This is a genomic window from Reinekea sp. (assembly GCF_046710285.1).
In the GTDB taxonomy this organism is placed as follows: domain Bacteria; phylum Pseudomonadota; class Gammaproteobacteria; order Pseudomonadales; family Natronospirillaceae; genus Reinekea.
Genome location: NZ_JBKEGY010000007.1, coordinates 82,933 through 102,189, shown reverse-complemented (window position 1 = coordinate 102,189; position 19,257 = coordinate 82,933). Strand labels below are relative to the sequence as shown.

General features: G+C 42.1%; 25 protein-coding genes. 21 read left to right on the top strand and 4 right to left on the bottom strand.

Annotation, left to right across the window (positions count from 1 at the left end; genetic code table 11):
- The first annotated feature begins 27 nt into the window (after positions 1 to 27).
- From ACI882_RS07175 to ACI882_RS07165, 3 genes are all read left to right on the top strand, one after another.
- Positions 28 to 381 (top strand): HupE/UreJ family protein, encoded by a 354-nt coding sequence (locus ACI882_RS07175; protein ID WP_411743681.1) that lies wholly within the window; start codon positions 28 to 30, stop codon positions 379 to 381.
- 11 nt (positions 382 to 392) lie between these two features.
- Positions 393 to 1,064, top strand: a complete 672-nt coding sequence (locus tag ACI882_RS07170; RefSeq protein WP_411743682.1) for a hypothetical protein — start codon at positions 393 to 395, stop codon at positions 1,062 to 1,064.
- Positions 1,065 to 1,125: 61 nt separating this feature from the next.
- Entirely contained in the window at positions 1,126 to 1,512 is a 387-nt protein-coding gene (locus ACI882_RS07165; RefSeq protein ID WP_411743683.1) for a GNAT family N-acetyltransferase, read from the top strand.
- A 215-nt stretch (positions 1,513 to 1,727) separates the two neighbouring features.
- Here the strand turns inward: ACI882_RS07165 and ACI882_RS07160 are convergent, their stop codons facing one another.
- Both ACI882_RS07160 and ACI882_RS07155 read right to left on the bottom strand, forming a co-directional pair.
- Positions 1,728 to 2,132 carry a c-type cytochrome gene (locus tag ACI882_RS07160; protein ID WP_411746540.1) on the bottom strand — a complete coding sequence of 135 codons (405 nt, stop codon included), beginning with the start codon at positions 2,130 to 2,132 and terminating at the stop codon, positions 1,728 to 1,730.
- Positions 2,132 to 2,929, bottom strand: a complete 798-nt coding sequence (locus ACI882_RS07155; protein WP_411743685.1) for a hypothetical protein — start codon at positions 2,927 to 2,929, stop codon at positions 2,132 to 2,134. The genes ACI882_RS07160 and ACI882_RS07155 overlap by 1 nt, the downstream gene beginning before the upstream one ends.
- A 196-nt stretch (positions 2,930 to 3,125) precedes the next feature.
- Between ACI882_RS07155 and ACI882_RS07150 the strand changes: the two genes are divergently transcribed.
- The 5 genes from ACI882_RS07150 to ACI882_RS07130 all read left to right on the top strand — a co-directional run bounded on the left by ACI882_RS07150 (position 3,126) and on the right by ACI882_RS07130 (position 5,406).
- Positions 3,126 to 3,428 carry a hypothetical protein gene (locus ACI882_RS07150; protein WP_411743686.1) on the top strand — a complete coding sequence of 101 codons (303 nt, stop codon included), beginning with the start codon at positions 3,126 to 3,128 and terminating at the stop codon, positions 3,426 to 3,428.
- A 63-nt stretch (positions 3,429 to 3,491) separates the two neighbouring features.
- The gene (locus ACI882_RS07145; protein WP_411743687.1) at positions 3,492 to 3,938 is read left to right on the top strand and encodes a c-type cytochrome; all 447 of its coding nucleotides are present in this window, start codon (positions 3,492 to 3,494) and stop codon (positions 3,936 to 3,938) included.
- A 48-nt stretch (positions 3,939 to 3,986) separates the two neighbouring features.
- Positions 3,987 to 4,139, top strand: a complete 153-nt coding sequence (locus ACI882_RS07140; RefSeq protein WP_411743688.1) for a hypothetical protein — start codon at positions 3,987 to 3,989, stop codon at positions 4,137 to 4,139.
- Positions 4,139 to 5,029: a cytochrome C gene (locus ACI882_RS07135; protein ID WP_411743689.1), complete on the top strand. Its 891-nt coding sequence runs from the start codon at positions 4,139 to 4,141 to the stop codon at positions 5,027 to 5,029. The genes ACI882_RS07140 and ACI882_RS07135 overlap by 1 nt, the downstream gene beginning before the upstream one ends.
- Before the next feature lie 35 nt (positions 5,030 to 5,064).
- Complete coding sequence (locus ACI882_RS07130) at positions 5,065 to 5,406, top strand: hypothetical protein (protein ID WP_411743690.1); 342 nt, start codon at positions 5,065 to 5,067, stop codon at positions 5,404 to 5,406.
- Positions 5,407 to 5,410: 4 nt separating this feature from the next.
- Here the strand turns inward: ACI882_RS07130 and ACI882_RS07125 are convergent, their stop codons facing one another.
- A complete protein-coding gene (locus tag ACI882_RS07125; protein WP_411743691.1) occupies positions 5,411 to 6,790 on the bottom strand; it encodes a sensor histidine kinase in 1,380 nt (459 codons plus the stop codon).
- Complete coding sequence (locus ACI882_RS07120; protein WP_411743692.1) at positions 6,768 to 7,448, bottom strand: response regulator transcription factor; 681 nt, start codon at positions 7,446 to 7,448, stop codon at positions 6,768 to 6,770. Before ACI882_RS07120 ends, ACI882_RS07125 begins: the two co-directional genes overlap by 23 nt.
- 139 nt (positions 7,449 to 7,587) lie before the next feature.
- Between ACI882_RS07120 and ACI882_RS07115 the strand changes: the two genes are divergently transcribed.
- From ACI882_RS07115 to ACI882_RS07055, 13 genes are all read left to right on the top strand, one after another.
- A complete protein-coding gene (locus ACI882_RS07115; RefSeq protein ID WP_411743693.1) occupies positions 7,588 to 8,031 on the top strand; it encodes a hypothetical protein in 444 nt (147 codons plus the stop codon).
- 27 nt (positions 8,032 to 8,058) lie between these two features.
- Positions 8,059 to 8,343: an SHOCT domain-containing protein gene (locus ACI882_RS07110; protein ID WP_411743694.1), complete on the top strand. Its 285-nt coding sequence runs from the start codon at positions 8,059 to 8,061 to the stop codon at positions 8,341 to 8,343.
- 236 nt (positions 8,344 to 8,579) lie between these two features.
- On the top strand, positions 8,580 to 9,002 hold the full coding sequence (locus ACI882_RS07105; RefSeq protein ID WP_411746541.1) for a hypothetical protein: 423 nt from the start codon (positions 8,580 to 8,582) through the stop codon (positions 9,000 to 9,002).
- A complete protein-coding gene (locus ACI882_RS07100; RefSeq protein WP_411743696.1) occupies positions 9,002 to 9,391 on the top strand; it encodes a hypothetical protein in 390 nt (129 codons plus the stop codon). Before ACI882_RS07105 ends, ACI882_RS07100 begins: the two co-directional genes overlap by 1 nt.
- Positions 9,392 to 9,733: 342 nt before the next feature.
- Positions 9,734 to 11,989, top strand: coding sequence for a heavy metal translocating P-type ATPase (locus ACI882_RS07095; RefSeq protein ID WP_411743697.1), 2,256 nt, complete (start codon positions 9,734 to 9,736; stop codon positions 11,987 to 11,989).
- Between the two features lie 12 nt (positions 11,990 to 12,001).
- Positions 12,002 to 12,361: a cupredoxin domain-containing protein gene (locus ACI882_RS07090; RefSeq protein ID WP_411743698.1), complete on the top strand. Its 360-nt coding sequence runs from the start codon at positions 12,002 to 12,004 to the stop codon at positions 12,359 to 12,361.
- A gap of 593 nt (positions 12,362 to 12,954) precedes the next feature.
- Positions 12,955 to 13,554 (top strand): cytochrome b, encoded by a 600-nt coding sequence (locus tag ACI882_RS07085; RefSeq protein ID WP_411746542.1) that lies wholly within the window; start codon positions 12,955 to 12,957, stop codon positions 13,552 to 13,554.
- A gap of 421 nt (positions 13,555 to 13,975) precedes the next feature.
- Positions 13,976 to 14,770, top strand: coding sequence for a DsbA family protein (locus ACI882_RS07080; protein WP_411745300.1), 795 nt, complete (start codon positions 13,976 to 13,978; stop codon positions 14,768 to 14,770).
- A 3-nt stretch (positions 14,771 to 14,773) separates the two neighbouring features.
- The gene (locus ACI882_RS07075) at positions 14,774 to 15,046 is read left to right on the top strand and encodes a DUF2933 domain-containing protein (protein ID WP_411745299.1); all 273 of its coding nucleotides are present in this window, start codon (positions 14,774 to 14,776) and stop codon (positions 15,044 to 15,046) included.
- A 3-nt stretch (positions 15,047 to 15,049) separates the two neighbouring features.
- Positions 15,050 to 17,107: a protein-disulfide reductase DsbD family protein gene (locus ACI882_RS07070; RefSeq protein ID WP_411745301.1), complete on the top strand. Its 2,058-nt coding sequence runs from the start codon at positions 15,050 to 15,052 to the stop codon at positions 17,105 to 17,107.
- A gap of 1 nt (position 17,108) precedes the next feature.
- Complete coding sequence (locus tag ACI882_RS07065) at positions 17,109 to 17,510, top strand: c-type cytochrome (RefSeq protein ID WP_411745298.1); 402 nt, start codon at positions 17,109 to 17,111, stop codon at positions 17,508 to 17,510.
- A gap of 125 nt (positions 17,511 to 17,635) precedes the next feature.
- Positions 17,636 to 18,895, top strand: coding sequence for a multicopper oxidase family protein (locus tag ACI882_RS07060; protein WP_411745297.1), 1,260 nt, complete (start codon positions 17,636 to 17,638; stop codon positions 18,893 to 18,895).
- A complete protein-coding gene (locus ACI882_RS07055) occupies positions 18,892 to 19,257 on the top strand; it encodes a c-type cytochrome (protein ID WP_411745296.1) in 366 nt (121 codons plus the stop codon). The genes ACI882_RS07060 and ACI882_RS07055 overlap by 4 nt, the downstream gene beginning before the upstream one ends.

Below are 19,257 nucleotides of genomic sequence, written 5' to 3'. Positions count from 1 at the left end.
CAAATGAACCATTGATGAGGTGTCGATATGTATAAACACTGTCAAAACCGGGAACCGAGCGTATCTCCGGGGCGAGTTGGCGTCCAGCCTAATACGAAGATTGCGACCCTAATTTTTGGTTTATTCCACGGGTTTGGTTTGTCTTCCAAAATTCTGGATTATGAAATTGCCAGCGATGGTCTGCTGCCAAACTTGCTTGCCTTTAATGTTGGCGTGGAAATCGGGCAGCTCTCCGCGCTTGCCTTAATCATGATCGCTATGGGCTTTTGGCGGCGATCTGCTCGGTTTATGGCGCAGGCTTATACGGTCAATGTCGTCGTGATGAGCGCGGGCTTTATGTTAATTGGTTATCAAGTTACTGGTTATGTGGTACCAGGTTAAGGGGTTAAGTTATGTACAATTCAAATGTTCCAAATAAACACGAGTTGCCTTCGAGTATGCAGTTGGTCAAGTCCACCATTATTGCACTAGTTGTCGCAATGGTAGTGCTAGCCACCATTGTTTTGCCCGCGGAATTCGGCATCGACCCAACTGGCACTGGCCGCCTATTGGGGCTCACACAAATGGGTGAAAATAAGCAGCAGCTAGAAGATGAAGCCGCCGCGGACGAAGCAGATACTCAGCAAAACGCACAAGTGAGTGAAGCGATTGTCTCTGAAGCGTTAACGGAGAAAACCGTTGTTACTGAAGTAGCAGAGTCGGCCGTTCAAGAAGGTGAAGCAGTTGAGGAAGCTATTCCGGTAGAAGAGGTCTGGCGAGATGAAATAGTTTTTACGCTTACGCCAGGCCAGGGCACGGAATACAAACTGACGATGAAGGAAGGGGAGAAAGCCGAATTTTTCTGGGAGTCTGAAGGAGGTCCAATTAATTACGACACTCATGGTAATGGCTCAGGCCAGTCGATCAGTTACGAAAAAGGCCGAGGCGTTCCTTTTCAGGAAGGCGTGTTGGAAGCGGCCTTTACCGGTGACCACGGTTGGTTTTTCCGAAACAGAAATGAAAGCGACATCGTTTTGATTTTAAAAACCCGGGGTGACTACGGTCGATTAAAAAAAGTCATGTAGAGTACTTTGATATGCTGCCAGAAAACCTGGCAGCATTGATCTTTTGACAGGTTGTCGAATTATGAAAACAATTCAAGTAGATGAACATATTACTTTGAAGTTGGTAGACCATGAACGTGATTCGTTGTCTCGGTGGTTTTCATGGCCGGAACGATTGAAAGGTATCGAAAATTATTCAGAGTACATAAAAGTCACTCAGTTCTTATATGAAAGAAAACTCGCGGCTGCCTACGTTATCCACGTTAATAAGAAAGTCGTCGGTTCAATCGGATTTAACCAAATTGACATTGAGGCACAGTCAGCTCAACTGGCATTCTGGTTGTCTGAACGCTTTTATGGGCAAGGAATTATGACTCGTTCTTGCAAAGCACTAATTGAACATGCAGTTTACTATTATTCCATCTACGCTTTTGAAGTGCTTGTAAATTCAGAAAATACGAAAAGATAAAAGTAGATTCTAAAAAATCCATTAGCGGACGTTGGCAGCTCAAATGACGCATATTTTCTAACCTAGGTCCTATTGCACTAGTAGTTAGGTGGCAGATATTCAGTCAAAAAAATGATTTCAATGAAAATGCTAATACTGCTCAAGGAAGTCTGATTTCGTTTGGTATGTTCCGATTTAACTTCTCGCTATGTTTCTTATGATAAAGGTTTACTCTTTCACTGATTCAATTTCCTCTGGTTCTCTATTTGATCTGGGGTCCACCAAGATTTGATGTGCTCTATAATACTCAAGACTTGGTGCTCAGTTAGTAATCCTTCATAAGCTGGCATTGTTAATATTTCTGTTGCGTTGTACGGATCTCTATGACCCATTAACGTCATCTTTACAAGATCATCAGATGAATGCCGCCAAGTATGCCCTTTTTCATTATGTGGTGGTGCAGTCATATCCCCTGTATCGTTTAGTCCTGGCCACCGGTCATCCCCCTGGCCAATCACTCCGTGGCAAACTGAACAATATTGGTTATAGAGCACTTCGCCATTGTTATCAGCCATTGCGCCGTTTGCCAGTGATAACCAGGACAGTGTTAACAGTACGGAGCAAAATTTAAGAAATTTCATCAATAAACCTTTTTCCATTCATTTGAATTTCGATCGAATGACCAAATGGAACCAGACTCAGTTCCTGCAAAAAGATTGTTTAACCCTGCCGCAACCAGCGAGGTTGCATCTGAAAAAGGTACGTTGCTCATCTCTGTCCACGTGCGAGCACCATCTGTTGTTGTGAATAACATTTTTTCTGTAATAGCGTAATACGTACTTGGGCTTTCAGGCTGATAAGCAATTGCCTGGACGTTGTGGCTGAAGTTACGAACATCACGCCAAAAGCAGAAGCAGTCCGCGGTAAATGCAATACCTTTTGTGGAGCTTGCAAAAATCCAACCGGTATCCATGCTGTCCGGCATATTGCTATGCAGGTAATCGGTTATTTCCCCACCTGGCCCGATATCCATATTTACCCAGCCAGAATCATCCGGTGTTAGTTTATAAACTGTATCTTGTGTAGCAGCGTAAAGGACATTTTGAAGCTCAACATTAGTAAATACAAAGCTAATGGCATGTTTCTCCAATCCCTGATTTCTTTCCGCCCAGCTATCCATGGTTAGGTCGTTTACAAATGCACCATTATCCGACCCGACTAATAGTTTAGTATCATTCTCAAACAGAGTTGCATCACGCATAACCTTGTTAGGGCCCGATTTCTCGGAGATAGAGCCATCCTTTAGAATAAGGATTTTTTGCTCTGTTAATGCATATAACGTTTGGCCGGAGTTCGACCAATCGACAGATAAAATTGAATTAGCAGAGGCTATTCCTGAAAGAAATAAGGTGAGAGTGCATAAGAGACATCGGGTCATAAAGTGTGTTCTCGTGTTTATTAATTGATGATTATTCTAAAGCAGGAAGTTAGTACTATAACCAAATTTTACATTCTACTTCAAAACTACGATCAAATACTGCTTTCTTTGGATGAATTTGAGGCTATACTGCTACGTAAGTATGAATAAAACTGAATAAAACTGAATAAAACGAATGCCTTATTGGTCTGCCCTAATGTACGTAGTTCGAACTCTTGTACTGATTCTTGCAGTTTCGCAACCAGTCTTCGCGGGCGCTCATCTATTTCATATATCGACAGTCGACCTGAGTTCTGTTCAGGATCACCACAAAGCCGATGACGTTACCCCACATTCTCACTCACATCAGCAAGTCAGTCACGTTGATTTAACATTGGATATCCCCGAAGTATCGGATGTCAGTGATCAACCAGTAATGACTGAAAAACTTTCTAGCCAGACCGGCAATTTCGATCAACTAGCTTCTTCTCCAGAAAACCCTCCTCCAATAGTTCGTTAGCAAGAGTAAGTCACAAAACATCTATTTTGATTGTCACTATTAATTACTATTAGAGGTAGAACTATGTCTATGAAATATTTCTTTGGATCGCTTGCTGTCGTGTTTTCTTTGTCGTTTTTGTCAACGAATTTATTCGCGCATGGTGGTGCAACCAGTATTGTTAAAGAGAGAATGGATGCCATGTCCGATATGTCAAAAGCAATGAAAACATTAACACCAATAATGCGAGGTAAAACTGAATATGATTCAAGCCTTGTCAGTGAACTGGCATTAAGAATTGCTAATCAATCAGGTCAGCATCTATTAATGATGTTTCCGGAAGGTATGGAGGGTGACCCGAGTGAAGCGAAACCCGCTATTTGGACTCAATGGGACCGTTTTGAAACTTACGCGAATGAGTTGGAAATCATTGCAAAGGCATTATCTCAATCTGCTTTAAAAACATCTCAATTAACTTTAGATAATGCAAACTCAGGTGGCATGGGAATGATGACAGATGATGGAATGTGAATGATGACAGATGATGGAATGTGAATGATGACAGATGATGGAATGTGAATGATGACAGATGATGGAATGGGAATGATGATCGACAGTCAGTCAATTCCTTCTGTTGAAATGCTTTCGGAAATGCCAACTGTTGAGATATTTAAGAAGCTCAGTCAAAACTGTACTGCTTGTCACACTCGTTTTCGAAGTGAGAAAAACTGATGAAGAAATCAGTTTTAGTCAGTTTAGTTTCGGGAATAGTACTTACGTCTGCCATTGTCCTTACTTGGCTTAACAAACCCATGGCTGCTGAATCGAATCTAGAAATACTGGCAGCTAACGTTAAAAATGGCGCCTACCTCGCGCGAATGGCCGGTTGTATAGCGTGTCATACCGACCCAGATTCAGAAGGAGGGCCGCTGGCAGGTGGACCAATTCTTGAATCAGATTTTGGCAGCTTTGCCGCTCCAAATATTACGCAGGATGTGGAACATGGCATAGGGAACTGGACCATCGAACAGTTTGATATTGCCGTGCGGCAGGGAATCTCGCCAAGCGGGGAGCCATACTACCCAGCGTTTCCATACGAGTTTTATAGTGCATTTACAGATCAAGATATAGCTGATTTGTGGGGAGCGTTTAAGACAGTTCCGGCAAGCAACAGACCAGATCCTAAGCAGGAAATACCATTTCCGTTTAATATCCGAAGCGGCATAAAAGCCTGGCGTACTGTTTTCGCTCAACCAGTTAAGTATGAGTATGAAGGCGATAAAATGGAAAGCTACAATCGTGGGAAGTTTATAATGGAGGGCCCTGCGCATTGTGCGGCATGTCATACACCTCGGAATTTTGCAGGCGCATTACAAATTGAACAATCGCTACATGGAAGCGATAATTTACCCGGTGATGAGTTCGCTCCACCCATTGATGCAGTTTCGCTATTAAACATTGGTTGGACACAGGATGATTTAGCCTATGCTTTGCAAACTGGAACGACGCCTGAGGGTGACGCATTGGGAGGAAGTATGGGCGAAGTGATCATGGGTGGAACTCGATACCTGAGTTGGTCGGACTTAATGGCAATATCAGAATATCTGTTAACCGAAAAATAACTTACTGAGGAACCCGCCAGAAATGGCGGGATAAAATGATGAATGAAGAAGCATTCGAACTTAGTTGTCGTATAAAGCTAGAAAAAAAGGTTACCGATTCATCTAGCGAGCAACTCGCAGAGTATCTTTTACTCAGTAACATAACTAAATTCAGTATCAAAAATTCTATATTAACGCTCAAATACAGTGTGACTGATATTCGATGGCCAGAGATTGAGGAAAGTTTAAAAGACTCAGGCATCGACTTAGATAGGTTCTGGCAAAACAGGTTGAGAAGCAAATGGTATTCCTATATCGATGAAAATGCCTACTCAAACGCTACATTAAAAAATCCTCATTGCTGCAACAAGCCTCCTATCATCCCTAAGAAGCGGTAGTACGTTAACTGGACTTTGGTAGCGTCAAACGTACTAGTAGCCCTTCATTATTGCTTAGTTTAATCGTACCTTCGTGAAGATTAATGATCGCTTCGACCAGACTTAATCCCAGGCCAAATCCAGAAGTGTCTCTTGCACTGTCCTCTCTGTAGAAACGCTCAAAAACACGCGTCATTTCTTTTTCTGGAACGCCAGGTCCGGAATCCTGAATAGAAAGTTTGTAGTCTCGGTTATCGATCAACGCACCGGTTATCGAAACTGCGCCTCTTTCAGGTGTGAATTTAAGCGCGTTGTCCATAAGGTTTGCCAGAGCTTGAGACAATAGGTTTTTATTAGCTCTGATTTTTCCTGACTCAGCGTCCAAGTGAAGGGATATCTTCTTATCTTCAAAAGCCGGCCGGTACATTTCTACAACATCATTCGCTATGGTTAACATATCTATTGTTTCGAAGTTTTCTTTTTTCTTGGATTCGATACGCGCTATTCCAAGTAAGCTTTTAATCATAGCAAGTAGCCGATCAACTTCATTAATTCCTTCATCTAAGAAAGGTGAATTCAATTCCGAGCTTGCGAGTTCGAGTTGAGCCCGTAATCGGGCAAGAGGCGATTTTAAATCGTGTGCAATATTGTCAGACACATGCCTGACTTTAGCAATTAGGTCATTTATTTCATCTAGCATAGAGTTAATAACAGATGCCATTTGGTCATAATCATCAAACCGATCAGTTGTATTTTTGTATGGAACACGATGATTCAAATTTCCTTGCATGATCGTTTTGCAGGCAAGATTGATTTCATGAATGCGCCGAAGGCTCCGTTGTGTCAAAAGAAGCGCACCGGCAAACGCAATTAGCAAGGTTATTGATAAACCAAATAGCAGACTCTGCCAAAGACTGGTTTGCAACTGATCTAAATAGTCAATATTTTGTGAAATTGAAATTATCTGTCCGCTGGGAAGTGTTACTTCTCTGGTAAACTGCAAATTTCCCTGATTACTTGTGAGTGCTTGATTGTCATCAATCATGTGATTGGGTGGATTAGCAACACCCATTGCGCTGTGCAACGATTTCATTGCGGGTGAGTTATGCATAGCCATCATATTCATACCGTTCGTTTCAAATGTCATTGAATTTGTACGAGACATGAAGTTAAACGCTTCAACAAGTTCCTCAACACTAACATCAGGTTGCTTTACGGCTTGCGCTAGAATTTGCTCTGTTTGTTCATCTAGGTTCTTATCAATACTTTGCCAGATTGTATTTTCCAACTTAAAGTACACGAGAATAAGCACAACGGAGGTTGCTAACCAAATCGTAAAGCCGGTGAGTAATGCAAACCGAAAGCTTGAACTTCTCAGTAAATTAATTGTGGCTTTCAAAGACATACCCAGAACCTCTCACTGTTCGAATTAAGCTTGGTTTACCACTAGTGTCAAGCTTCTGCCTTAGACGGCTGATATGGACATCGACTACGTTCGTCTGTGGGTCAAAATGGTAGTCCCATACATTTTCTAGCAACATGGTTCTGCTTACCAGTTGGCCTTCATGGCGCATTAAATACTCCAACAGTCGTAACTCCCTTGACTGGAATGCAACCTCGCGTTCATTTACCCAGACTTTCTGCATTCTCAGGTCCAAACGGACGTTGGCAATTTCAATAAGCGCTAATTCCGCGGTTTTTGACGTTTCTCTTCTGAGAAGCACTTCTACTCGGGCGAGCAGTTCTTTGAAAGCAAATGGTTTAGTGAGGTAATCATCTGCGCCTGCGGCAAGGCCCTCAACTCGCTGATCCACTTCATCCAACGCGCTGAGAATGAGTACGGGTACCTTGTTTGAGGACGCACGCAGTGTTCTCAAAATAGTCATGCCATCGATGTTAGGCAGCATTCTATCCAATACTAATAGATCGTAGTGTTCAGATGCCGCTAAAAATAATGCTTCTTTGCCATCATGACAGGTGTCTGTAGTGAAACCGGCTTCTTCCAGACCTTTGGTTATGAAACTGGCTAATGTCAGATCATCTTCTATAACCAAAATTTTCATAGTAAAACCTCATATTCAAGAACCTAAGTATAACCTATCTGTAAGAGCTGAAGATTACCGATTGTTAATGTTTCGGTAATCAAGGGGACATGCGGCTTGGTTAATAATAGGATCCATCAACCAACGAGAGGGCAATCTCATGAACGGTAAACGAGTAATAATAAAAACGCTTCTGTCAGCCAGTGTGGCACTAGCAGGATTTGCAGTAGCACACGGTGGCTCCGTTGAAACATCGGCTTACCAGGGGAATATGGGCCGTATGGGGCATATGGGCAGCATGATGGGAATGAATTTTAATCAGCCTATGTTTGATCTTGAGCAATTAACGGTGGATTTGGAATTAACCAATGAACAAGTTGCGATCCTATCCCAATTGGAAGCATCGCATATTCAGATGCAAGTGGTGATGCAATCCCAGCAATTGGAAGGTAAAAATTCGTTTGGACACATGAGGATGATGTCCATGATGGATGAGAATTATGAACTCATGGGTACTCATCTTAATCTGTATGAGCAGTTTGAAACTACATTAACGGATGAACAGGCAGATTTGTGGAACTCAAAGAATGAGTTTTGTCACTAGTGTGATAACGGTTAGAGGAGTAAAGGCATGAAAACATATTTATTAGTAATGGCAGCTTTTCTCTCGCCAATAGCAAGTGCGGACTGGGGTGGAATGGGCTACGGGCATATGTACTCTGGGGGTATGTTTATGGGTATGGGACTGTTTTGGATTGTATTGGTTGCATTGGGTGTATGGGTATTTAGCATGGTCAACAACAAGCGAACAGGAAAACTGGACGAAGATAGTGCTGTGAGTATTATTAAGCGCCGATATGCCAGTGGTGAAATATCTGAATCTGAAATGAAATCAATGATTGAAAACGTCAAATAAGGAAATTCCGATCCAAATATTATTGGATCGGAAACTTTTAATAGGATTAACAATCTATGCTGTTAACCTCGGTCGATGAAAATACCAGGATATTAAAACGGTACGTAATCTATCCCTCTGTCGCGTATGCAATACTTGTATCAACGACAGTCACCCTAAGCTACTACGGTTTGCTGGTTCTTTTGATGGGAGGTACACGAATGGCGAACGCTCAGTTCGCTACCTATGGACCCTGGATGACAGTACTTCTATTAGGATTTACTACCCAAATGACTCTGTTTCTCTATCAAAGGAGATACTCCCGGTTTTTAAACACCGCGTGCGACGATCAAACCCGTCAAATGGCCGCTTCGGGTGGTGTAACCGGAACTGCGATGCTGGCGTGTTGCGCCCATCACTTATTTGAGATTCTACCATTTTTAGGGCTCGGTGCCTTTGGGCTTTTTTTTGGAAAGTATCAAGTGCAATTTATCGAGTTGGGCATCGCCAGTAATCTCATTGGATCGCTATTCATGCTATCAACAATTCAAAAACACGGTTTATATCTAAACAGTGATAATGTTGACTTTAGCTCGTTGTCATTTCAAAAATTAATGGTTATAGCTATCTACCTTTCCATAGCCTACTTAATCTTTTCTTTACTGCGGAGTATCAACTGATGCGTAACCCTCTATTTCTTATTTTTACTTTAATCCTTTCGGTTAGCGCCTTTAGCATAGAAGGGGCACTAATCAGTACTGGAAACTTAGGGGCCGATAATGCTTTGGTAGAGATTGAGCCAAAGTCGTTTGAGAACGGGAAGTTAGTTTTTACCATGTATGTTAATACGCATACTGTTAGCTTTGAATTCTTTAATCTAAAAGAGTCGACGACACTCTATATAAATGGCAAAGAGATCAAGCCAATAAGTGTTCCAGATCTATACAGTCATCACAATGAAGGCGAATTAGTTTTTAATGTGCCGGGGAAAATAGGATCAAATGTGAAAATAGTAATTGCTGATATGGCTGGGGAATCCAGCCGTGAATTCATTTGGGAAGGGCTCTAATTACCTGGCTAAATCTAACTAGCTTCCTTGAATGATCAGTTTTTATTTACAAAAAAATGACAATAACTCCGGTTAAAAAGTTTGACCTTCTAGTCACTCGAAGCACTAGAATTTGTCAGCAGTAAACGAGAGGTACTTATATGAACGTTGCGACGATAGAAATCGAATGCTGTTGTAACTGCTGGGCATAAAAATTTATTGAAGCTTTCAAAAACTCTGGAACTGATGAACTCAGTGAAGTTGCATTTGATGAGCGCCAAGCCGTTTATAGGACAGTTCTAACGCCGTCAAAAATTGTAGGCGTTGCAAAAGCTGCGGGTTTTTCTGCGCGTGTACTTAGTTATGAAAAGGAGTGTTAATATGAACAGTAAACCCTTAGATCTTGTTATTGAAGGTGCTGGGTGTGCAAGTTGCGTCGGAAAGATTGAATCCGCACTAAATAGTGTTGAAGGCGTTCATAAAGCTGAAATGAATTTTGCTCAGAGAACCGTTCAGGTATCTGGTGATGCGAACGCTGAAGACCTGATAAAAGCCGTCGAAAATGCAGGATATAATGCTAAGCCGATGAAAGCAGAAGATGACGCGGAATTTTTGAACGAGAAAGAAGAGGCCGATCTCGCACATCAGAAGAAGTTATTCCGCCAAATGGCGATAGCCCTCACATTGGGTGTTCCGTTGATGGTTTATTCATTAGTCGTTGGGGAAATGAACGTATCAACGACCAGTGAACAAGTTGTCTGGGGGGTTGTGGGTTTGGCGACCTTGGCCGTTATGTTAACGTCAGGCCGCCATTTTTATGTCGGTGCTTGGCGATCGTTTTTAAATCATTCGGCAAATATGGATACGTTAATCGCATTGGGAACAGGTACCGCTTGGGTGTACTCAATGGTGATCGTTTTTGCGCCATTCCTGGTTCCTGAAATGGCCCGTCATGTATATTTTGAGGCGACGGCCATGATCATTGGATTGATTAATCTGGGTCTGGCACTCGAGGTCAAAGCTCGAGGGAAAACATCTCAGGCTATTAAACGTTTAATCGGTTTACAACCCAAGAAAGCCGTAGTTATTCGGGACGGTAAAGATGTTGATATCAATATAGAGCAAGTTCTTTTAGGTGACATTGTTCGCTTGAAACCAGGTGATAAAGTTGCTGTTGATGGAGAAGTGGTCGATGGAAAAACTACTGTGGATGAGAGCATGCTCACTGGTGAACCCGTACCTGTTAAAAAACAGCCAGGAGATGAGGTAGCCGCCGGATCCATAAATAAATCGGGTTCAATTCTATTCAAAGCAACGCGGGTAGGATCTGAAACAGCACTCGCTCAGATTATTGAGATGGTTAAGCGGGCACAGAATTCAAAACCTCCAATTGGCCGCTTGGCTGACGTCATATCAGCGTATTTCGTGCCAGTTATCATGATTATTTCAGTAGTAAGTGCATTGGTATGGCTGAACTTTGGGCCAGCCCCCGCGATTGCCTATGCGCTAGTGAGTGCGACTACGGTTCTGATAATAGCATGTCCTTGTGCACTTGGTTTGGCTACCCCAATGTCTGTTATGGTTGGCGTCGGTAAAGCAGCAGAATCCGGTGTTTTGATTCGAAATGGTGAAGCCCTGCAAACAGCCTCAAAAATCACAGCAATGATCCTTGATAAGACCGGAACAATTACAGAAGGTCAGCCCGCGTTAACTGATTTACAAATTGTCGAAAACTATAGCAGAGCCGACGTACTTTCTTTATTAGGAAGCATTGAGCAAGCTTCAGAACACCCTTTAGCTGAAGCCATTGTTGAAGCAGCTAAAGCCGAAAATATTGAACTGTCTTCGGTATCGGAGTTCATGGCTCTATCTGGGAAAGGGGTAACCGGAATCGTCGATGGGCAGAAACTTGCTTTTGGCAATCAAAAGCTGATGGACGAATTTAATCTCGATAACACTCTTTTTATGTCTCAATCAGACCGTCTTGCTGAAGATGCAAAAACCCCCATGTTCTTCGCCATTGACCAACGCGTGGTTGCATTGGCTGCAGTTTCAGACCCAATAAAACTTGACTCAAAAGCAGCAATAGAACGCCTCATTCAGCAGGGTACTCGTGTCGTAATGTTAACGGGTGACAATAAGAAGACGGCAGATGCCGTTGCGAAGAAAATCGGGATAAAGGAAGTTTTCTCTGAAGTGATGCCAGAAGAAAAAGCAGATAAAGTGAAACAACTACAAGTTGAAGGTGAAATTGTTGGTATGACAGGCGATGGTATTAATGATGCGCCAGCGTTGGCGCTTGCCGACGTAGGGTTTGCCATAGGCACTGGTACCGACGTTGCAATGGAAAGCGCAGATGTAACGTTAATGCGCGGTTCGCTGCACGGTTTGGCAGATGCTATTGCGGTAAGTAAAGCCACGCTCGCAAATATAAAACAAAACTTATTTGGTGCTTTTATTTATAACGTTGCTGGTGTTCCAATTGCAGCAGGTCTTCTGTATCCGATATTTGGACTGTTACTCAGCCCTGTAATTGCTGGTGCTGCAATGGCATTTTCATCAGTTACGGTCGTAACCAATGCCAATCGACTTCGACTATTTAAACCTGGCCAGCATTAGAGGAGCGTCATTATGTTATTGATAAATATTCTTGGATTCATGCTTATTGGTCTAATTGCATGGTGGTTCTGGTTTTATACCAAAAAAGAAGGCGTTAAAGCAGGGAATCAGACTTTGCCCATTGTAGTAAGAGATGGAATTTACGAGCCTTCCAGAATCGAAGCTAAACCGGGCAGTTCAATTGAGCTGGAATTTTTAAGGAAGGATGCATCGCCATGTGCAGAAACTGTGCAGTTTCCCGGTTTAGAGGTTTCTGAAGTTTTACCGTTGAATAAACGGAAACTGATAAAACTGAGCGACCTCAAGGAAGGTGTATATGAGTTTCATTGCCAAATGCAAATGTACAAGGGTGTCTTAGAGGTGAAATCATAGTCTGGATATCGAATTCAGTACTGAAAAGACAATCGAGCGCGATCATTGTTGAATATGTGAGAGGTGACTATATGAATCTTCGAAATGAAGACACTTCCTTCAGGAGTGAATCTGTAATTAGGCATCTATTTGTTGTCAGAAATTTTTCTATCGATACCGATCATGCTATCAAAGACATTGAAAATCGGCACGGTGTGGACTTTGTGAAATTAGAGTTTTGTAATAAATCTTCAAGACTAACCGTGGGATATGATGCTTTGCATCTTTCTATAGATGACATATTAGATGTTCTTCAAGAGAATCACATATTATTAATTGGAAATCGGTTGAAACGATGGACGATTGGTTGGTACCGATTTGTTGATGATAATATTAAGTGCAATGCCGCGCGAGAACCTTGGAAATGTCATTGATTGATTTGGAGTTAGTAGTGTTGCCGTAAACAATGTATTTCTGAGATTATTAAGGCGCATATTTCCTTACTATATCTTTAACTAATACTGTATGTTTTTGGACAGTTTAGTTTGACCAGAATCAAGATGGGAGTTTTTCTTGACCGGACAATGGTCTCTTAATTTATGAAGGAGACGAAAATGACAGTACCATCTATTCTAAATAATCATTCTTTGGTTGGCATTAAAACTTACAGTATTTCTTATCGGTTCCTGCATTGGACGATGGGGGTTGGATTTACCTTGTTACTTGTTGCTGGCCAGCAATTTAACTTTGACTTAACTGAGAGCTATAAAGCTTCGGGGCTCATGTATCATTCAACAATCGGAACTATTGTTTTGATCTCGGCAGTCTTATTGATACACAAACGGTTCATTCGAAGCGATATACGCCCTGATTCCGGTTTGACAGGTAAAAAGCTGATTATGATAAAAATGGCACAACTCTCTATGTATATGCTTGCTATTGTTATTCCAATAACAGGACTAATAACGGCGTTCTATTCGAGTGATGGAGCTAAGTTATTTGGTTTGTGGAATATTGGACAATATGTCGATGAGCAAACGTTGTTTGATTCAGGCCGTCTTGTTCATGAGATTGGGACCTTTATCGCGATCGCACTAGTGACTTCGCATATAGTGGCAGCGTTTTATCACCATTTTATACTTAGGGACTCAGTGTTAAGTTCAATGATTGGTAAAAAATGGTTACGTAGCAGTAAAACAAGTGTTAAAATTTGACTGAATAATAGTCAAATATAATTTGATCTTCACCTAATAAGATAACTTATGAAAATCAGTGTTCTGCTCATAGTCGCGATGCTTCTATTTTCTAGCCTTCAAGGGCTAGCGAATCCGTCGTATGCGAATGAACATTGTGATTCTATGGAGTCTCCAGATCTGTCAATGAGTCATGGCGAGTTCATGCTTGAATGCGAGGCTAGTAACACTGAATGTCAGATGAACTCATTGAACTGTAACTCACAAAGCCCTTTTGCGACTATTCAAAATATAAATTTCCTAACTGGTCGCGGGAAATCGCTAAATCAATGGAAGTATGTGTTTCGTATCGACAATTCAACTACCCCTCCTGATCTAACTCCTCCGATTATCTAATCCTCTTATATAAGTTTTCTTAAGTTTTTTTAAAGAGGAATACCACGTGTATATACGTAAAATTTTAGCTGCGCTATTAGTAGCAATTAGTCCGTGGCTGTGGGCAGATGACCTGACGCCAGAGCAAAAGCATCTAATCGACCAGCAAGTAGATCAGAGACTTGAACAATTTCTCAAGAGTGATGAATTTCAAAATGCAGTTAACGAAGGCATATTGGATTTCATCGCAGAACAAAACCAACAGCGAGCTCAGGAAGATGCTACTTCTAAAGCTGAACGTTCAAAAGTAATTTTGCCAATAACCGACGAAGACTATATCTATGGTGATAAAAACGCCCGGTTTACCTTAATTGAGTACTCTGATTATGAGTGCCCATATTGCAAAAAATTTCATAAGACAGCTGAAGAATTTGTAGGCCAGAATTCCGATGTGAACTGGGTTTACAGGCACTTCCCTCTGGATTTTCATAATCCCCTGGCTCAAAAAGAAGCCGAGGCTGCTGAGTGTGCTGGTGATATTGCGGGCAATGAAGGCTTCTGGGCCTACTCAGAAGAAATCTTTAAACGCACTCGTTCAAACGGGAATGGCTTTCCAATAAAGAATCTCATTCCGTTAGCGAAAGAGCTGGGCATTAACGAAAAGCAATTTAGTGAGTGCATTAATTCAGAGCGATTTAAGAACAAGGTTCTAGATCAATACAAACAAGGCCAGCAAGCTGGAGTCTCGGGCACTCCTGGAAATTTCTTAGTCGATACCAAGTCAGGAAATATAATTCCTTTAAGTGGTGCGCAGCCCCTTTCAGCCTTAAATAATGCCCTTGAACAGTTACGGGAAAACTAATAGATGAAAAATATTTTAAGCAAAATATCTGGAAAATCGATTATGTGGCTTTGTATTGCCGCATGTGCTTTACCATTCGTATTTATCATGATCATAGGCGGTCAAGCCGGTTTGAGTTGGCTCGGTCTGCTTGCTTGTGTGGGAATGCATTTGGTGATGATGAAAATGATGCCTGGACACAAGTCTTGTCATGGTGCTGAAGCGTCTTCAAACTCAAAGAAACCGGAAGAAAAATTAGCTTTGCCAAGTAAATCTTCCGCAGAAATGGAAGCCTAATTGGTGAGGTCAACCATAATTGGAGTTATCCTTTTTCTGCTATCTGTTAATACTGCACTTGCAGTAGAAGGCGATTGGGTTGAAAACGGACCAGTACAAGCCCGTTTAATCAGCCCGTTGTTGCAGTTGCCTATTGAACCAGAAATACCATTAGCTCTTGAGCTGAAGATTGAAAAAGGCTGGAAAACCTATTGGAAAGTACCGGGCGCTGCAGGTGCAGCTCCCAAGGTTGTTCCAATAAGTGAAGAGCTTAGTCCGGAAGTGAAGTGGTACTGGCCTGCGCCAGAATCATTTACATTATTAGGTTTACAATCTTACGGCTATGAAAACCATGTTATCATACCTTTTGATCTCACTCGAGTAGCATCAACGCGATCAAATTCCATTGACGTTAAAACAACGGTCTATGTCTGTAATGAGATTTGCTTACCACTCACCTTGCCTTTGACTGTAACGTTTAACTCTATTGGTAGCGACTTAATCGATTGGGAAACATCGAGACTCTACAACGAATTTAAAAGTTTGGAACCGAAAGAGAGTTTTTCAGGGACTGTAAGTGCGTTATCAGATGCCAATACTGTATATCTTGATATCTCGTTACCCCAGCCCGGAAAGGAAAATGATGCTTTTATTGAAAACCTGTATGTCTATGAATGGCCTGCACCAACCATAGTTGTTTCTGGCTCTCGAGTTCAGTTCTGGTGGTCACGGCCTTCCGAATTACCAGAGCTGGAAATAAAAACATCACTAAAATTTACTTACAAAGATTCACTTCAGGCATTTAGTATCGAGACTCCCTTCATCGAAGGATTAGTTCCGGAACTTCCAGACTATCTCGTTGAATCAAATGTCAATGTAACATCGTTGTGGGTGATTCTAGCGTTTGCATTAGTGGGTGGATTCATCCTAAACGCAATGCCTTGTGTTCTACCGGTGCTGTCCATAAAATTCATGTCATGGATAGAGTTGCGTCAAACTCGACCTGCTGAAATCAGGAAGCATGGAATCGCGACATCGATGGGCATTATCAGTTTCTTTTGGATAATTGCTGGCGGTCTGACACTGTTAAAACTCAGCGGTGCCTATGTAGGCTGGGGAATCCAGTTTCAGAACCCATGGTTTCTATTATTTCTCGTTGTACTAATGGCTGTATTTTTAGCAAATTTGCTAGGTCGATTTGAGATTCAATTACCGGATATTATTCAGGGTCGACTTACATCTGTTGGTACACAACGCAAAGGATTGTTAAAGAGCTACCTGCAAGGTGGTACGGCCACTTTAATGGCGACGCCTTGTTCAGCACCTTTCCTGGGAACAGCCGTTTCGTTTGCTCTGACTCAGTCTGTTACCGATCTTTGGCTAATATTTACCGTATTGGGCGTAGGTCTTTCGTTGCCTTACTGGACTGTTGTTTTCTGGCCTAGCGCCATATACATGCTACCCAAGCCAGGAAAATGGATGTTAGTTGTTAAAAAGTTTATGGCTGCAGGTCTTGGGCTCACACTTGTTTGGTTAGTGTATTTGTTAAGTGATCATCTCAATAGTGGCGGATTATCACTAATCATATTGACGATCTCTATCTGGATTGCCAGTCTGTTTAAGTTCAAGAAAACACGTACAGTCTGGTTGAGTTTGTTGGTTTTTCTTACCTCACTCATGGGCAGCCTGTTTGCGTTCCAACAAATATCAACTCCTGGCACAAGCTCCGTACGTTGGGAGGCTTATTCGCAAGACCAATTAACACAGCATCTTTCAAAACAGCACACGGTGCTTGTTGATGTGACAGCAGAATGGTGCATAACCTGCAAATTCAATGAAGCTACAGTGCTGGGCACTAAAAAAATACAAAGGTACTTTAAAGAAAAGGATGTCGTCCGCATGAGGGCAGATTGGACACATCCTGACACTCGAATTGAAGCTTTACTTTCGACATATGATCGGTCTGCAATTCCATTCAATTTGGTACTGGGTCCTGGAGAACCAAATGGAATACTTCTGCCAGAATTGCTAACCGTTCGGGATGTTAAAGAAGCGATCGAACACGTTCAACAGGGGAATTAATATGAACATCAAAATATTCTTTTTAACTGGGATCATTTTATTCAGTACGACATCTTACGCAGACCATGATAAAGGCCATGTAGACGTCGTAGTAGATACACTGACGCCAAGAGCTGCTGCAGGCCAAGTTAAATTCAATGAGAACTGCGCGGCCTGCCATGGTTTTAATGGGCAAGGTACGAAAATTGGTCCACCTTTAATTCACGACATCTACAACCCAGGGCACCATGATAATGGCTCATTTACACGTGCAGTTTTGAAAGGTGTACAACAGCATCACTGGCAATATGGGAATATGCCACCCCAGCCACAGGTGGGTTTTAGCGAAATGGCGAACATCATGGCTTTTGTACGTGAAGTTCAAGAACAAAATGGTATTTATCGGAAAGAGCATAAAATGTAATGAGCATTCCAAGACGAGAATTGTTTAAAAGTATAGGATTTTTGGGATTGGCTGCGCAGCTTTCACCCTGGGCCTTTTCAAAGGTAAGCCCAAAAAATTTAGATTTGGTTGCTAAGGCTGAACAAATGACTTGGTTTTCTGATGGAAACGAAACGGAAGTCTGGGGTTACAGCAAATCTGTAATCGAGTTGAATCAGTATGTAAATACAGTTATTACGTTTACGAATAACCTACCAGAACCAACCAGTGTTCATTGGCATGGCATTGCAGTTGAAAATTCAATGGACGGTGTAAGCGGATTGACTCAGGAGCCAGTTGAACCAGGTGAAAAGTTTGAGTACAAGATTACTCCGAAAGATGCTGGTACCTATTGGGCGCATGCGCATCATGATACTTATCGGCAGTTAGCATTGGGCTTGTACACGCCCATTATCGTTCATGAGGCTATCTCTTACCATGTAGAGCATGATTTACTTTTTGTTGCTGACGACTGGCTATTGAATCGTAGTGAACAGATAGATTCTGAATCATTTGAAGATGCCCATGCTTGGTCGCATGGAGGTAGGATGGGTAACATGTTAACTATCAATCGTAGCCGGAATCCGGAGTTGATAGTATCCGCTGGAAGTCGAGTGCGGCTTAGGGTGTTGAATGCTGCCAACAGTCGAATTATGAGTTTTTCATTTCCGGATCTTACTGCGCATATTGTTGCCAAAGATGGGCAACCATTAGAACAACCCATGAAAATGAGCGACATGCTTCTTCTTGCACCCGCAGAGCGATACGACTTAGTAATAGACATACCAAGCGACTGGATTGGAAGTTATCCTATTTATGAGAGCAGCGGTAAAAAACCATTTTTGGCGGCTACTTGGAATGTGTCAGATGAAGAAATATACGAACGTAAGTTAGGTAGCGTCCTGCCATTGCCACGAAACCCGCTCCCACTGTTGCTAGAGGAAAACGATCATAGTGTTACGCTTAAAATGGAGGGTGGCGCGATGGGTAACCTGAAAGCGGCTTATTATCAGGGCGAAAAACTTAGCGTTAACCAACTGACTAAACAGCGCCAATTTTGGACATTTAATGGTATAGCTAACCTACCAGAGCAGCCACTGCTGCAAGTGAAAGTAGGCGATACTGTTGAGATAACCTTAGACAATACGACACCATGGCCGCATGCAATGCATTTACACGGTCATCATTTTTTTGCGAAGAGCTCACAACTGAAATCAGAAATATGGCAGGACACCATCTTAGTAGAACGACAAGAAGCGGAATCAATTCGTTTTGTAGCGACCTCACCTGGTAAGTGGTTGTTGCATTGTCACATGATAGAACATCAGGTATCAGGGATGGTTACGTATGTGGAAGTTCTAGAATGAATTGGTCCAGCTTTCAAGTGATGGGCATGTCACTGTTAATTAGCAGTTGCAGTGCAATATCAACGATTTCCAGCGAAGAGCGTCTGGCGGTGCTTGATAGGGGAAAACAAGTCTTTGATACATACTGCGCATCTTGTCATGGCTTAGCCTTAAGAGGAACAGAAATCGGACCACCACTGATTTGGGACTTGTACGTTTCTGGTCATCACAGCGATCGACAATTTAAGAAAGCAATTGTACAGGGCGTTAAACAGCATCATTGGCGTTTCGGAGATATGCCTTCATTTAAATTGAAAGACGAAGAAGTGGCAGATGTTGTCGTATACGTCAGACAAACCCTTCGTGACTACGGGATCCGATAA